The organism is Streptomyces sp. NPDC006012, assembly GCF_042871185.1.
Taxonomy (GTDB): domain Bacteria; phylum Actinomycetota; class Actinomycetes; order Streptomycetales; family Streptomycetaceae; genus Streptomyces.
Window position 1 is genome coordinate 67371 of record NZ_JBIAIE010000024.1, and the last position, 14215, is coordinate 81585.

13 protein-coding genes and 1 tRNA gene are annotated in these 14215 nt (G+C 70.3%); 8 read left to right on the plus strand and 6 right to left on the minus strand.

The window, feature by feature from the left end; all coding sequences use genetic code 11:
* Positions 1-73 precede the first annotated feature (73 nt).
* The 8 genes from ACFYPJ_RS30735 (at position 74) to ACFYPJ_RS30770 (ending at position 9155) form a co-directional block, all read left to right on the plus strand.
* Positions 74-823: a YcnI family protein gene (locus ACFYPJ_RS30735; RefSeq protein ID WP_389024198.1), complete on the plus strand. Its 750-nt coding sequence runs from the start codon at positions 74-76 to the stop codon at positions 821-823.
* A 90-nt stretch (positions 824-913) separates the two neighbouring features.
* Positions 914-1567, plus strand: a complete 654-nt coding sequence (locus ACFYPJ_RS30740; RefSeq protein WP_389024201.1) for an SCO family protein — start codon at positions 914-916, stop codon at positions 1565-1567.
* A complete protein-coding gene (locus tag ACFYPJ_RS30745; protein ID WP_389024204.1) occupies positions 1564-2016 on the plus strand; it encodes a copper chaperone PCu(A)C in 453 nt (150 codons plus the stop codon). The genes ACFYPJ_RS30740 and ACFYPJ_RS30745 overlap by 4 nt, the downstream gene beginning before the upstream one ends.
* Positions 2017-2029: 13 nt before the next feature.
* The gene (locus ACFYPJ_RS30750) at positions 2030-4141 is read left to right on the plus strand and encodes a copper resistance CopC/CopD family protein (RefSeq protein ID WP_389024207.1); all 2112 of its coding nucleotides are present in this window, start codon (positions 2030-2032) and stop codon (positions 4139-4141) included.
* An 8-nt stretch (positions 4142-4149) separates the two neighbouring features.
* Positions 4150-5448, plus strand: coding sequence for an iron uptake transporter deferrochelatase/peroxidase subunit (gene efeB / locus ACFYPJ_RS30755; RefSeq protein ID WP_389024210.1), 1299 nt, complete (start codon positions 4150-4152; stop codon positions 5446-5448).
* Between the two features lie 158 nt (positions 5449-5606).
* Complete coding sequence (pheA, locus tag ACFYPJ_RS30760) at positions 5607-6539, plus strand: prephenate dehydratase (RefSeq protein WP_389024213.1); 933 nt, start codon at positions 5607-5609, stop codon at positions 6537-6539.
* A gap of 529 nt (positions 6540-7068) precedes the next feature.
* On the plus strand, positions 7069-8346 hold the full coding sequence (gene serS, locus ACFYPJ_RS30765) for a serine--tRNA ligase (RefSeq protein ID WP_389024216.1): 1278 nt from the start codon (positions 7069-7071) through the stop codon (positions 8344-8346).
* Positions 8343-9155, plus strand: a complete 813-nt coding sequence (locus tag ACFYPJ_RS30770; RefSeq protein WP_389024219.1) for an HAD family hydrolase — start codon at positions 8343-8345, stop codon at positions 9153-9155. Before serS ends, ACFYPJ_RS30770 begins: the two co-directional genes overlap by 4 nt.
* A 307-nt stretch (positions 9156-9462) precedes the next feature.
* On the opposite strand, the gene ACFYPJ_RS30775 is transcribed toward ACFYPJ_RS30770, so the two are convergent.
* The 6 genes from ACFYPJ_RS30775 to ACFYPJ_RS30800 form a co-directional block, all read right to left on the minus strand.
* A tRNA-Ser gene (locus ACFYPJ_RS30775) sits at positions 9463-9550 on the minus strand.
* Positions 9551-9816: 266 nt separating this feature from the next.
* Entirely contained in the window at positions 9817-10059 is a 243-nt protein-coding gene (locus ACFYPJ_RS30780; RefSeq protein ID WP_389024222.1) for a hypothetical protein, read from the minus strand.
* 102 nt (positions 10060-10161) lie between these two features.
* Positions 10162-10881, minus strand: coding sequence for an ABC transporter permease (locus ACFYPJ_RS30785; RefSeq protein ID WP_389024225.1), 720 nt, complete (start codon positions 10879-10881; stop codon positions 10162-10164).
* A gap of 10 nt (positions 10882-10891) precedes the next feature.
* Positions 10892-11803 (minus strand): ABC transporter ATP-binding protein, encoded by a 912-nt coding sequence (locus ACFYPJ_RS30790; RefSeq protein WP_389024228.1) that lies wholly within the window; start codon positions 11801-11803, stop codon positions 10892-10894.
* Positions 11800-12708, minus strand: a complete 909-nt coding sequence (locus ACFYPJ_RS30795) for an ABC transporter permease (protein WP_389024230.1) — start codon at positions 12706-12708, stop codon at positions 11800-11802. The genes ACFYPJ_RS30790 and ACFYPJ_RS30795 overlap by 4 nt, the downstream gene beginning before the upstream one ends.
* Positions 12698-13666: an ABC transporter ATP-binding protein gene (locus ACFYPJ_RS30800; protein WP_389024335.1), complete on the minus strand. Its 969-nt coding sequence runs from the start codon at positions 13664-13666 to the stop codon at positions 12698-12700. Before ACFYPJ_RS30800 ends, ACFYPJ_RS30795 begins: the two co-directional genes overlap by 11 nt.
* Positions 13667-14215: the final 549 nt, after the last annotated feature.

Below are 14215 nucleotides of genomic sequence, written 5' to 3' on the forward strand. Positions count from 1 at the left end.
GCGCGTGCGTACGCGCGCCCTTCTTCCTTACCTGAGATCCACCGGAACTCACTCGGAGTGGAGTGCTTCTGCCATGAAGGCTTCTCGTATCGCCGCCGTCACCGCCGTCGCGGGCTCGGCCGTCCTCGTCCTGTCCGCCCCCGCCTTCGCGCACGTCTCCGTGCAGCCGGAGGGCACGGCGGCCAAGGGCGGCTACGCGGTCGTCGACTTCAAGGTCCCCAACGAGCGTGACGACGCCTCGACCACCAAGGTGGAGGTCAACCTCCCCACCGACCACCCGCTGGCCTCGGTGATGCCGGAGTCGGTCGACGGCTGGACGGTACAGATCACCAAGTCCGCGCTGGCCAAGCCCGTCGAGGTGCACGGCGAGAAGATCAACCAGGCCGTCACCAAGGTCACCTGGACCGCCGACGGCAAGGGCATCCAGCCCGGCTACTTCCAGAAGTTCCCGCTGTCCATCGGCGCCCTGCCCGAGGACACCGACGAACTCGTCTTCAAGGCCGTCCAGACGTACGACAACAAGGACGTCGTGCGCTGGATCGAGGTGCCGGAGAAGGGCCAGGCCGAACCGGAGAACCCGGCCCCGGTCCTCGCCCTGAGCGCCGCGTCCGACGACGGGCACAGCGGCTCCGCCGCGGGCTCGGGCAACTCCGCCGACCAGGCGGACACGGCGGCCGGCGGCAAGAACACGGCCGCCAAAGCGTCGGACTCCTCCGGCGGCAGTGACACCACCGCGCGGGTGCTCGGCATCGTCGGCATCGTCGTCGGCGCGGCCGGCGTCGCATACGCCATGATCGCCGGGCGGCGGCGGACCGCCGTCTGATCTCGCTCGCCAGTGGTGTGCACCGGGGCCGGGCGGCCCCCGCACCGACCCCGGTGCACACCGGATCATTCACATCTGGGACATTTTTCTATGCGCAAGACAACGTTCGCCGCGGCCGCGCTGCTCGCCGCCGCCACCTTGACCCTCTCCGCCTGCGGCAGCGGGGACGACAGCAAGTCGCCCGTGGCCGTGGTCTCGGAGGAGTCCGGCTCGGCCAAGTCCGCCACCGTCCTCGACCAGCCGTTCGAGAAGCCGGCCCTGGTCCTCACCGACACCCGGAGCCAGAAGTACGACCTGCGCGCGGAGACCAAGGGCCACCCCACGCTGGTCTACTTCGGCTACACGCACTGCCCCGACGTCTGTCCGCTGACCATGAACAACCTAGCGGTCGCCAAGAAGGCGCTGCCGAAGGCGGCACAGGACGAGCTGCGGGTGGTGTTCGTCACCACCGACCCGGGCCGCGACACCCCCGCCGAGCTGGGCAAGTGGCTCAAGGGCATCGACCCGCAGTTCATCGGTCTGACCGGCGACTTCGCCACCGTCCAGGCCGCCGCCCGCTCCCTCGGCATCTCCATCGAACCGACGAAGAAGGACAAGAACGGCAAGCTCGTCTCCGTGCACGGCACCCAGGTCGTCGCCTTCTCGCCGAAGACCGACGCCGGCTACCTCCTGTATGGCGAGGACGCCACGGTCGACGACTACACCAAGGACCTCCCCAAGATCGTCAAGGGAGCCAATCCGTGAGGCGCCTCACCCTGCCCGGCGCGGCGCTGGCGGGCGCGCTGGCCCTCGCGGGCTGCGGTGGCTCCGACGCCTCGAAGCCTGATCTTTCGGCCAGTTCCGTCTACATGCCCCAGCCGGTCTCGGCCGACATGGCGGCCGGATTCCTGACGATAGTGAACAAGGGCGGTACGAAGGACGAGCTGACCTCGGTCACCAGTGACCAGGCGGGCCGGATAACCCTGCACTCCACCAGCGGCGGGGCCATGCAGGAAGTCACCTCCTTCGCCGTACCCGCGCACGGCCGGCTCGTCTTCGAGAGCGGCGGCAACCATCTGATGTTCGAGAACCTGAAGCACAAGCCGAAGCAGGGCGACACGCTCACGCTCCGGCTGAAGTTCGCCGGCTCCGGGCCCCTCACCGTCGAGATGCCCGTGAAGCCGGCCACGTACAACCCGTCGACCGATCACTGAGGAGGGAACCACCTTGACGCGGACCACCACCTCCCGCCTGCGGATCCTGGTGCTGCTGCTCCTGGCCGTCAGCGGAGCGCTGCTGGCCGGTGCCGGCCCGGCCTCCGCGCACGCAGCGCTCCTCGGCAGCGACCCCGCTCAGGGGGTGGTGGTCGACAAGGCTCCGGACAAGGTGTCGCTCACCTTCTCCGAGCCGGTCGCGATGAACAACGGCTCGGTGCGCGTGCTGGACCCCAAGGGCAAGCGGGTCGACAGCGGCGAACCGGCCCACGTCAGCGGCGCGACGTACGCGGTGCGGCTCGTGAGCGGCCTGGCGGAGGGCACGTACACCGTCGCCTACCAGGTCGTCTCCGCCGACAGCCATCCCGTCGCCGGTGCCTACACCTTCTCCGTCGGCGCTCCCTCCACGACCACGGTCTCGGTCTCCGGTGAGACGGTGGGCGGCGGAGTCGTCGGCTGGCTCTACGAGTTCGGCCGCTATGTGTCGTACGCCGGCTACATCGTGCTGGTGGGCGGGGCCGTCTTCGTCCTCGCGTGCTGGCAGCGCGGCTCCGGGGTGCGCCCCGTGCAACGCCTCGTCGTCGGCGGCTGGCTCGCCCTGACCGCCGCCACGCTCTGGCTGCTGCTCCTGCGCGGCTCCTACACCGGCTCCGGGACCTTCGGCGAGATCTTCGACCTGGGCCTGCTCGGTCAGGTGCTGCAGACCAAGTCCGGGGCGGCGCTGGTCTCCCGGCTGCTGCTGCTCGCCGCCGCCGCGCTGTTCATCGCCGTGCTGTTCGGCGCCTACGACAAGCGGAAGGACGACGAGAAGCGCGACCTGACCTTCGGGCTCGCGGTGGGCGGGACCGTCGTCGCCGCCGGGCTCGCGGCGAGCTGGGCCATGGCCGAGCACGCCTCGACCGGTCTGCAGTCGGGCGTGGCCATCCCGGTCGACGTACTGCACCTGCTGGCCGTCGCCACCTGGCTGGGCGGTCTCGTCGCCCTCCTCGTCGCGCTGTACCGGGCGCCCGCCGGGACACCGGTCGGTGCCACCGCCGTACGCCGCTTCTCGGCCATCGCCTTCGGATCCGTACTCACCCTGGTCGCCACCGGCATCTATCAGTCCTGGCGGCAGCTGGGCTCCTGGTCGGCGTTCACCGACACCCGGTACGGACAACTGCTGCTCGTCAAGATCTGCCTGGTGGCGTTGCTGGTCGGCATCGCGTCGACCTCCCGGCGGTGGACGGCCCGGCTAGCGAACCCGGCCACCGCGCGGACCGGGACGACGGGACCGGAGACGGCGGGAACTGGGTCGCGACAGGCCGGGACGGCGAAGTCGGACGCGGAGCTGTCCGAGGTGGGGACGGCCGAGAAGACGCCGGCCGATGTACGGACGTCGGAAGGGGCGTCAGCAGGGGCATCGGAAGGGGCGTCGGCCGAGAAGGAGCAGGTCGCTGCGTCGGCCACGGCCCGTGGAGCTGCCCTGTCCGAACCGGCCGCGTCCGGCGGGTCCGCACCCACCGGCAGCGACAACGGCACCGACAACGGCGCCGAAACCGACACCGCCCGCGCCGCCCAGCTGGCCCGGCAGCAGGCCGCCGTGGATGCCGCCCGGCAGAAGCGGCTGCGGGACGCCGACCCGAACCGTTTCGGGCTGCGCCGCTCGGTGCTCGCGGAGGCGGGCGTCGCCGTCGTGCTGCTCGCCGTCACCACCGTGCTGACCCAGACCGAGCCGGGACGCACCGAGCTGGCGGCCCAGGCCGCGCAAGCGTCGTCCCCGTCCTCCTCGGCGTCGGCCTCGTCCGACGGGGTGACGCTGGACATGCCGTTCGACACCGGCGGCCAGGACGGCAAGGGCGTGGTACGGATCGACCTCGACCCCGCGCGCGTGGGCGGCAACGAACTGCACGTCTATGTGCAGCGCCCCAACGGCCGGGCCTTCGACATCCCCGAGGTGAAGATCGCCTTCACCCTCGATGCGAAGAACATCGGCCCGCTTCCCGTGACGCCCGACCACATCACCACCGGGCACTGGTCCGCGAGCGGAGTGCAGATCCCCATGGCCGGCGACTGGAAGATCGCCGTGACCGTGCGCACCTCCGACATCGACCAGATGACCGTCTCCAAGAACGCGCAGATCGGCTGAACCGCACCATGCCAGACCAGGCCACTCCCTCCGGAAAGCCCGCCCCCGACGAACCCGCAGCCGCGCGGCCCACAGCCGAGCAGCACGGCTCCGGGGCGGGCATATCGCGGCGGACGCTGCTCGGTACCGCCGGCGCCACGGGTCTGGCGCTGGGCGCGGCGGGCGGCGCCGTGGGCTACACGACCGCGCCCGCCCAGGCCGCACCGCTGACCTCGGTGGGTGCCGGCCGGGCAATGTTTCACGGGAAACATCAGCCCGGCATCACCGAAGCCCTCCAGGCCCGCGGCCACCTCATCGCCTTCGACCTGGTGGCGCGCGCCGGCCGCACGGAGGCGGCGGCCCTGCTGCGCCGCTGGTCGAGGACTGCCGGGCGGCTGATGGCGGGCGAACCGACCGGGCACGACGACACCGGCGTCGCCCGGGACGCCGGGCCGTCCTCGCTGACGGTCACCTTCGGCTTCGGCCACTCCTTCTTCACCCGCACCGGGCTGGAGAAGCAGCGGCCGACCGCCCTCGACCCGCTGCCCGACTTCTCCTCCGACCGGCTCGACAAGGCGCGCAGCGACGGCGACCTGTGGGTGCAGGTAGGCGCGGACGACGCCCTGGTCGCCTTCCACGCCCTGCGCGCGATCCAGAAGGACGCGGGCAGCGCCGCCCGGGTGCGCTGGCAGATGAACGGTTTCAACCGCACGCCCGGCGCCACGGCCCGCCCCATGACGGTCCGCAATCTGATGGGGCAGGTCGACGGCACCGGCAACCCGAAAACCACGGACGCGAACTTCGGCCAGCAGATCTTCGTGCCCGGATCGGGCGAGCCCGCCTGGATGGCGAACGGCTCGTACGCCGTCGTACGCCGGATCCGCATGCTCCTCGACGACTGGGAGAAGTTGTCGGTCTCCGCCCAGGAAGGCGTCATAGGCCGCCGGAAATCCGATGGGGCACCGCTCACCGGAGGCACCGAGACGACCGCGATGGACCTGGAGAAGGCCGACTCCCAGGGCGAGTACGTCGTCGCCATCAACGCGCACGCCCGGATCAGCCGGCCCGACCAGAACGGGGGCGCCGCCATGCTCCGGCGGCCGTTCTCGTACCACGACGGCTTCGACCCGGACGGTACGCCGGACGCGGGGCTGCTGTTCATCTGCTGGCAGGCGGATCCGCTGCGCGGCTTCGTGCCGGTGCAGCGCAAGCTCGACCGGGGCGACGCCCTGTCGAAGTTCGTCCGTCACGAGACCAGCGGCCTGTTCGCGGTCCCGGGCGGGGCGGCGGAGGGCGAGTACGTGGGACAGCGGCTGCTGGAAGGGTGAGACCCGGCGAGACGCGGCCCGGCTGCGGGCGAGGGCCTGGAGGAACGCGGGACGGGAGCCCGGTTCGTCGAGACTCCAGTGATACGCGGCCCGGCTGCGGGCGAGGGGTCCGGAGGCACACCGGAGCCGGGTTCGGCCGCGGCTACTAGGGTGAAGTCATGCCAGCGAGCTACGCGTATCTCGGTCCCGAGGGGACCTTTACCGAGGTCGCCCTGCGCACGCTGCCGGAGGCGGCCACCCGGGAACTGGTCCCGCAGGTGTCCGTGCAGTCGGCGCTGGACGGCGTGCGCGCCGGGGACGCCGAGGCCGCGTTCGTGCCCATCGAGAACTCGGTCGAGGGCGGCATCACCACCACCCTGGACGAACTGGTCGCGGGCGCTCCGCTGATGATCTACCGCGAGGTGCAGTTGTCGATCGCCTTCGCGCTGCTGGTGCGGCCCGGCACCCGGCTGTCCGACGTCAAGACGGTCACCGCCCACCCGGCGGCCCAGCCGCAGGTCCGCAACTGGCTCCAGGCCAACCTCCCGGACGCCGGCTGGGAGTCGGCCGCCTCGAACGCGGACGGCGCCCGCCTGGTCCAGGAGGGCCGCTACGACGGCGCCTTCGCGGGTGAGTTCGCCGGCGCCCGCTACGGACTCGTCGCCCTGGAGACCGGGATCCACGACGCGGAGAACGCACAGACCCGGTTCGTACTCGTCGGTAGGCCCGCCCGGCCCGCCGCACCCACCGGGGCGGACAAGACCTCCGTGGTGCTGTGGCAGCGCGAGGACCATCCGGGCGGGCTGCGCGACCTGCTCGGCGAGTTCGCCACCCGGGGCATCAACCTCATGCTGCTCCAGTCCCGGCCGACCGGGGCCGGCATCGGCCACTACTGCTTCTGCGTCGACGCCGAGGGGCATATCGCCGACCGCCGTATGGCCGAGGCCCTGATGGGGCTGAAACGGTTCTGTCTGCAGGTGCGGTTCCTCGGCTCGTACCCACGCGCGGACACCGGGCCGGACGGGGTGCGGTCCGCGCCGCCCGGCACCTCGGACGCGGAGTTCATGGCGGCGGCGGACTGGCTGGCGCAATGCCAGGACGGTCGTTTCTAGCCAGTCCTACCTGCATATCTTCGTTATCCACAGAGTTATCCACAGGTGCCCATCTCGACCTGGGGACAAGTCGACAAGAGGGGATCAATCGGTCGACAAATCGCTTCGAGAGGCCGGACGGGGGCATCACCACGCCAGTCGACCGTCGTCCACCCGTTTCTCATGGTTCATCTTTTGGGGCGACCCCTTTCCACCCGAAAGTGGGTGTCGCCCCGGTTTGAACCGGGAATTGATCAGCTTGACCCAGACTTACGGAGTGATCAATTCCGTAATCCACAGAACTTCCACACAGCCTGTGGATAACTCACCCTGGGGTGTGGATCCCTGTGGACAACCCTGCCCCCAAGTCCCTTTCTCCCCAAGGGATTCGAGTCAACTTGGCGCCCCGCGCATGCCCCGTCCCGGGGAGTGAGACGGCCTGAATTGACACAATGGGCAATTGCCACGTAACCGAACGTAAGCCGTCATTTCGGAAAGTGATCGAATAACGATTCGTTGGCGACACCCCCACACCGGTAGCCTTGGGCCCGTGATTGACCTTCGCCTGCTCCGTGAGGACCCCGACCGTGTGCGTGCCTCCCAGCGCGCCCGTGGAGAGGATGTCGCGCTCGTCGACTCCCTCCTGTCCGCCGACGAGCGGCGCAGGTCGTCCGGCGTCCGCTTCGATGAGCTGCGGGCCGAGCAGAAGCAGCTCGGCAGGCTGATTCCCAAGGCCTCCGGCGAGGAGAAGGCCGAGCTGCTCGGGCGTGCCGAGCAGCTCAAAGCCGATGTCAAGGCCGCCGACGCGGACCGCGACGCGGCCGACAGCGAGACCCACGAACTGCTCCTCAGGCTCGGCAACCTCGTCCACCCCGACGTGCCCGTCGGCGGCGAGGAGGACTTCGTCACGCGGGAGACGCACGGCACGATCCGCGACTTCGACGGGGAGGGCTTCACCCCCAAGGACCACCTGGAGCTGGGCCAGCTCCTCGGCGCGATCGACGTCGAACGGGGCGCCAAGGTCTCGGGTTCGCGTTTCTACTTCCTCACCGGCGTCGGCGCCCTGCTGGAACTGGCCCTGGTGAACGCCGCGATGGCGCAGGCCACGGCGGCCGGTTTCACGCCGATGCTGACCCCGGCGCTGGTCCGCCCGCAGTCCATGGCCGGCACCGGCTTCCTCGGCCAGGCGGCCCAGGACGTCTACCACCTCGACAAGGACGACCTGTACCTGGTCGGCACCTCCGAGGTGGCGCTGGCGGCCTACCACATGGACGAGATCCTGGACGCCGACCGGCTGCCGCTGCGCTACGCGGGCTTCTCGCCCTGCTTCCGCCGCGAGGCCGGTTCGCACGGCAAGGACACCCGGGGCATCTTCCGGGTGCACCAGTTCGACAAGGTCGAGATGTTCTCCTACGTCGCGCCCGAGGAGTCACAGGAGGAGCACCGGCGGCTGCTGGAGTGGGAGAAGCAGTGGCTGACCTCGCTCGAACTGCCGTTCCGCGTCATCGACGTCGCCTCGGGCGACCTGGGTTCCTCGGCCTCCCGCAAGTTCGACTGCGAGGCGTGGATCCCGACCCAGGGCAAGTACCGCGAGCTGACCTCGACCTCGGACTGCACCGAGTACCAGTCCCGCAGGCTGCAGATCCGGGTCCGTGACGGCAAGAAGGTCCGCCCGCTGGCGACGCTCAACGGCACGCTGTGCGCCGTACCGCGCACCATCGTGGCGATCCTGGAGAACCACCAGCAGGCCGACGGGTCCGTGCGCGTGCCCGAGGTGCTGCGCCCGTACCTGGGCGGCCGGGAGGTCCTGGAGCCGGTGGCCAAGTGACCACCGGTTTCCCGTACGGCCTCGTCGCCACCGACCTCGACGGCACGCTGCTGCGCACCGACGGGTCGGTCTCGCGTCGCACCCGTGACGCTCTTGCCGCGGCCGCCTCGGCGGGCGCGGCCCACATCGTCGTCACGGGCCGTGCCGTCCCCTGGACCCAGCACATTCTCGACGACCTCGGCTACCAGGGCCTCGCGGTGTGCGGTCAGGGCGCGCAGGTGTACGACGCCGGAGAGCGCCGCCTGCTGACGTCCGTCACCCTGGACCGGCAGCTGGCCGGGGTGGCCCTGGCCAAGATCGAGGTCGAGGTCGGGCGGCTGTTCCTCGCCGCGAGCCGGTCCGGCCTGGACGGCGAGGTGCTCGTGGGCCCCGGGTACGCGGTCGCCGGATCGCTTCCGGCGACGCCGTTCACGGATGTCGCCGACCTGTGGGCCGCCCCGCTGACCAAGATCTACATACAGCACCCGGAGCTGTCGGACGACGAACTGGCCGAGGCCGCGCGGCGCGCGGCGGGCGGCTTCGTCACGGTCGCCATGGCCGGCGAGGGCATCGTCGAACTGCTTCCGCTGGGGCTGAGCAAGGCCACGGGGCTCTCCGTGGCGGCCCGCCGCCTCGGCCTGAAACCGGCCGACACCATCGCCTTCGGCGACATGCCCAACGACATCCCGATGTTCGGCTGGGCCGCTCACGGAGTGGCGATGGCCAACGCCCACGAGGAACTCCTGGCGGTGGCGCACGAGGTGACGTCCTCCAACGACGAGGACGGCATCGCGGTGGTCCTGGAGCGGCTGCTGGACGGGGACGGCTGACCGGCCGTCCGCCAAAGAGCCGCCACTCCGGGCTGTGCCGCCGATGCAGATGGGCACCCCGCCCGCTTGGCGACACGGTCGGTCATCCACCGGAGACCGCCCCACCGCCCAGCAGTCAGGCGCGCGGATTCTTTCGCCGTACGGTTGACGGTGGTGGGGTCGGTGCCGGTGCGGTCGGCCCTGGTGCAGCTGGTGTTGAAGGTCCGGCCGGCCCGGTGTCCCCGGGCCCGGGTCCGCTCGGGTACCCGCCCTCTTCGGTCCAACCCCCGGTCCAGAGGCGCGGCCGAGTCCCAGTGACGCTGTCGTGCGGAGGATGCACGGATCGAACGTGCGCGGGCTGTTCAGGCCCGACCACGGCTTAGCAAGCCGGTGCCTTACCACTCGGCCAATCCTCCGGGTGGGCGGCCCACGCGAGAGCGACATCGCGTGCTCGAAGCGGCCGCCCCGGGCAGCTCCCCGTGTGGTGCGGGCTTCAGACGGAGCGGGTCGTCAACTCCGCAGCCCGCCACAGGCTGCCCTGACGGGAACCGGACGTACTGTCGTGCATGGACATCGCCCGGATCCTCTCCCTGAACGTGGCGCCGGGGCTGTCCCGGCGGTGTGGCACACACCACTGTGCCGGGCCGGCCGGACCGACGCCACTGAATTAAACGGCCCACGCCTACCGCCGGCGCCACCTGCGCCGACGCACCTTGCTGAAGAACCAGCCCGCCGGCGGCTCGTCCGACCGCCACGGCTGGGGCCCGGGCTCATGGGAACGCCAGCGCGCGGCGAGCATACGGGCCCGGGCGGACGGCTCGGATCTGTCGGCGGCCCGTATGAAGTCGTCGTCCAGGACGGCGCCGTCCCACGTCTCGTCCTCGGATCGCCCGCCACCGTCGTACTGTGGCGCCTCGTCAGCCATCCCCGTGCCTCCTAGCGATGCAGCGCATCCCCCATTTGCCCCAGTGTGCCCGGCTGAAGGTGAAGCCCCCGTCAAGTCCGGGAGCCTCACCTCCGGGGCGGTCTACTCCTCCCCTGCCAGGGTCAGCGACCGCAGCTTCTGTCCCGCGTACCAGGTGGCCAGGACGGTGACCGCGACCAGCAGCACCGTCGCCGTGACCAGCCCCACGTCCGAGGTGATCAGATTGCCGCCGGCGACCTTCTGGGCGACGGCCAGTGACCACTGCTGCACGCTCAGCGTGCGCACACCGGGCACCAGGGAGCCGAACAGCGCCTCCCAGACGAGCGCGTAGACCAGTCCGAAGACCACCGCGTGCCGGGAGACCGTGCCCAGGAGCAGGAAGAGGGCCGCGTACGCGATCGAGGCGACCAGCGCGGCGATCGTGTAGGCGACGGCGACCTGCTGCCCGTTCCCGTTCAGGATGAGGCCCGCGATCAGGGTGGGCACCGCGGAGAAGGCCATCGTCACCGCGACCGCCACGATCAGCTTGGTGAAGATGATCGCCGGCCGCTTGATCGGCTTGGACAGCAGATACACCACGGAGCCGTCGTCGATCTCCGGGCCGATCGCACCGGTGCCCGCGATGACGGCGACGATCGGCACCATCACGGCGAGCGCGAAGCCGCCCAGAACGTCCGCGGCCGTCTGATCGTCGGCTCCGGCGAGGGCCCGCACGGCCACCGCGATCACGATCAGCAGCAGGGGCACGGCGCCGAGGATGAGGGCCCGACGGCGGCCGAGCAGAGCCCGGTAGGTGAGCCGGGCGACTGTGGGGTCGTACATCTTCGGCCTCCTACGCCGCGACAAGATACGAGAAGACGGACTCCAGGGACTCGTCCGACGGCGAGACCGTGAGCAGCCGGATGCCGTGGTCGCGGGCGACCTTCGGCAGCAGCGTGGTGAAGCGGCCGAAGTCGACGGCCTGGATGCGCAGCGCACTCTCCGTGAGGTCGACCTCGATGCCGGACGTCGACGGGTCGGCGATCAGCGCCGCCGCGAGGGCCCGGTCGTCGCTGGAACGCACCAGGTAGCGGTGCGGGCGATCGGTCATCAGGCGGCGGATCCGGCGGAAGTCACCGCTGGCCGCATGCCGTCCGGCGACGATGACCTCGATGTGCCAGGCGAGTTGCTCGACCTCTTCGAGGATGTGCGAGGAGAACAGCACCGTGCGGCCCTCGTCGCCCATGCGCCGCAGCAGCTCCATGAGCTGCATGCGCTGGCGCGGGTCCATGCCGTTGAACGGCTCGTCGAGCAGCAGCAGCGAGGGTTCGTGGACCAGCGCGGAGGCCATCTTCACGCGCTGCCGCATGCCCTTGGAGTACGTGGAGATCTTCCGGTCCTGCGCGTACTCCATCTCGACCGTGGCCAGGGCGTGCTGGGCCTCCTTGTCCCCCAGGCCGTGCAACTCGGCGTTGGCGACGACGAATTCGCGTCCGGTGAGGAAGTCGTACATCGCCTCCCGCTCGGGGACGATGCCGATGTGCTGGTAGATGTCCTCGTTCCGCCACACCGTCTGCCCGTCGAGGGTGACCGAGCCGGTGGAGGGGGCGAGGAAGCCGCCCATCATGTTGATCAGGGTGGATTTTCCGGCGCCGTTGGGGCCGAGCAGGCCGGTGACACCGGGGCCGATCGTCATGGTGACGTCGTTGACGGCGACCACGTTGCCGAACCAGCGGGAGACGTGGTCGATGGAGAGCGTGGTCACAGTCCCACCTTCTGGTAGCGGCGCAGCAGGAGGCCGTAGCTGCCGGCGATCAGGCCCAGCGCGACGAGCAGATGGACCAGACCCGCGCCGGTGGACGGGCCGGCCCCTCCGGGGTAGGCGGAGGTGGCCCCCAGGAAGGCGGACTGCACGCCGTCGACGATCGTGATCGGTGAGAACAGGCCGATCCAGGCGATCGCACCGGTGGCGTCCTGTGCGTACGCGATGGCCTGGAGCGTGGAGACCGCACCGTAGGAGATGGTCAGCACGGCGATCACGGCGGCGATGCCGAAGCCGCGGCGCGGGGTGACGGCGGCGATGACCAGTCCGATACCGGCGAACAGCAGCGAGAGCAGTGCCACGGAGACCAGCCCCTGTGCGAATTCCTTGGTCTGGTGGGCGAACCCGAGCTTCGCCAGCAGCGCGCCCACGTAGAGCACGGTCAGCGGGGCCGCGGTGAGGATGAACATCGCCGTGGCCAGCGCCGCGTACTTGGCGCGGACGTAGTCGGCGGTCTCGATGGGCCGCGAGAAGTACAGCGGCACGGTCTTGAAGCGCAGGTCCCGCGAGACGGACTGGGGCGCCTGCGAGGCGACGTACAGGCTGATGACCGCCTGCATGACGATCGCGTAGCGCGTGTAGTCCAGCGGCAGTTCCTTCGCCTTGGTGACGACGGCGACCGCGACCATGATGGCCGCGGGCACGCACATCACGATGAACAGCAGGATCGGCAGCGCCTTGGACTTCACCGAACGGCCGAGGCCGTAGGCGCCGCGCAGGGACTGCGAGTAGAGAGAGCGGCGGGCGTACGCGCGGCCCAGCCGGGGACCGTCGTAGGAGCGGTAGCCGATGTTGTGGATGCGGGTCTGGTCCCCCGAAGGCGCGGCTACCGGGTGTTCAGTTGCCATGGCCGACCGCCTCCTTCCGCTGCTCGTCGCTGTCCTCCCGGAACACCTCCGAGATGTGGTGCCTGCGCTGCTCCATGCGGACCAGGCCGAGGCCGAGGTCGGCGACGACATCGCGGACCAGGTCGTACATCTCGTCGCCCGAGGCGCTCAGCAGCAGGATGTGTCCGGCACCGGGCAGGCCGCTGCCTTCGTCGTGGACGTCCACCCCGCGCGCGTGGAGCGCCTCACGCACCGCCCTGGTGCCGTTGGGGTGAGTGTCGCTGTCGGTGACCTCGATCGCCAGGGTGGTGGTGGTCTGCGTGAAGTCCCGGGTGGAGCTGGAGCGCAGGAGCTTGCCGCCGTCGACCACGACGACGTGGTCGCAGGTGCGTTCCAGTTCGCCCAGCAGGTGGGAGGTGACCAGGACCGAGATGCCGAAGTCGGTGTGGATGCGGCGGATCAGGCCGAGCATCTCGTCACGGCCGACCGGGTCGAGGCCGTTGGTCGGCTCGTCGAGGAAGACCAGCTGGGGATCGTGGACCAGCGCCTGCGCCAGCTTCACGCGCTGCTTCATACCGGTCGAGTAGCCGCCGATGGGGCGGTAGCGCTCCTCGTACAGACCGACGTGGCGCAGGGTGTCCGCGGTGCGCTCGCGGGCGGCGGCGGGCGGGAGTCCGGACATCCGGGCCATGTGGACGACGAACTCGGTGGCCGAGACGTCGGGCGGCAGGCAGTCGTGCTCCGGCATGTACCCCACCCGCTCCCGGATGGCGGCACCGTGGGTGACGACATCGAGGCCGAGTACCTCGGCACGGCCCTCGGTGGCGGGGGAGAGACCCAGCAAGATCTTGATCAACGTTGATTTGCCGGCCCCGTTGGCGCCCACGAGGCCCGTCACACCGGGTCCCACGTCCACGGAGAGCCGGTCAAGAGCGGTCACCCGGGGGAACCGCTTGCTCAGGCTTTCGGTAGCGATCACAGTCACGCCATCGACGGTAGTGATACAGGGCCCTGACGGTCGTCAGACCGGAGAGCCGTCTTCACGTCACCCTCCAGTCGTACGGACCCGTAAGGGAAGCCCTGCCTGAGAGCTACCCAGAGTTGTCCACAGCCGACGATCTCGCCTATTGACGCAGCCTCTAACAACTGTCACATTCACAGTGTCAAGTTACGGGTGAGTAGCGCAACCGACGGCCGGGCTGTCCCGTGCGAGCGCACGGACGGCAGCCCGGGGAAGGCGGGGCGGTGTCGGCATGACGAGGGCAGTGGCGGACGAACTCTCCGTGGACCTGCGGGGATGCAGGCGGGTCCCACGCCCGGCCTACGAGTACGCAGACTCGCGGGACCCCGAGCAGCGCGCATTCTGGTGGGAGGACGAGCCGCCGTGGTGGTCCCCTCGCGCGCGGGAGCGCGGGCACGGGAGCGAGATCGGGGGCGGCGGCACGATCGAGTCCGGCAGTGAGATCGGGACGATCGGGACCAGGAGCGGGTACGACCCCGGGAGCAGGTACGGGCGTGGGAGCAGGTA

Bases quoted from the DNA above. Each gene is read 5' to 3' on its own strand.
- efeB (WP_389024210.1), top strand. From the start codon at position 4,150: ATGCCAGACCAGGCCACTCCCTCCGGAAAGCCCGCCCCCGACGAACCC.
- ACFYPJ_RS30795 (WP_389024230.1), bottom strand. From the start codon at position 12,708: ATGGCAACTGAACACCCGGTAGCCGCGCCTTCGGGGGACCAGACCCGC.
- ACFYPJ_RS30735 (WP_389024198.1), top strand. From the start codon at position 74: ATGAAGGCTTCTCGTATCGCCGCCGTCACCGCCGTCGCGGGCTCGGCC.
- pheA (WP_389024213.1), top strand. From the start codon at position 5,607: ATGCCAGCGAGCTACGCGTATCTCGGTCCCGAGGGGACCTTTACCGAG.
- ACFYPJ_RS30740 (WP_389024201.1), top strand. From the start codon at position 914: ATGCGCAAGACAACGTTCGCCGCGGCCGCGCTGCTCGCCGCCGCCACC.
- ACFYPJ_RS30780 (WP_389024222.1), bottom strand. From the start codon at position 10,059: ATGGCTGACGAGGCGCCACAGTACGACGGTGGCGGGCGATCCGAGGAC.
- ACFYPJ_RS30785 (WP_389024225.1), bottom strand. From the start codon at position 10,881: ATGTACGACCCCACAGTCGCCCGGCTCACCTACCGGGCTCTGCTCGGC.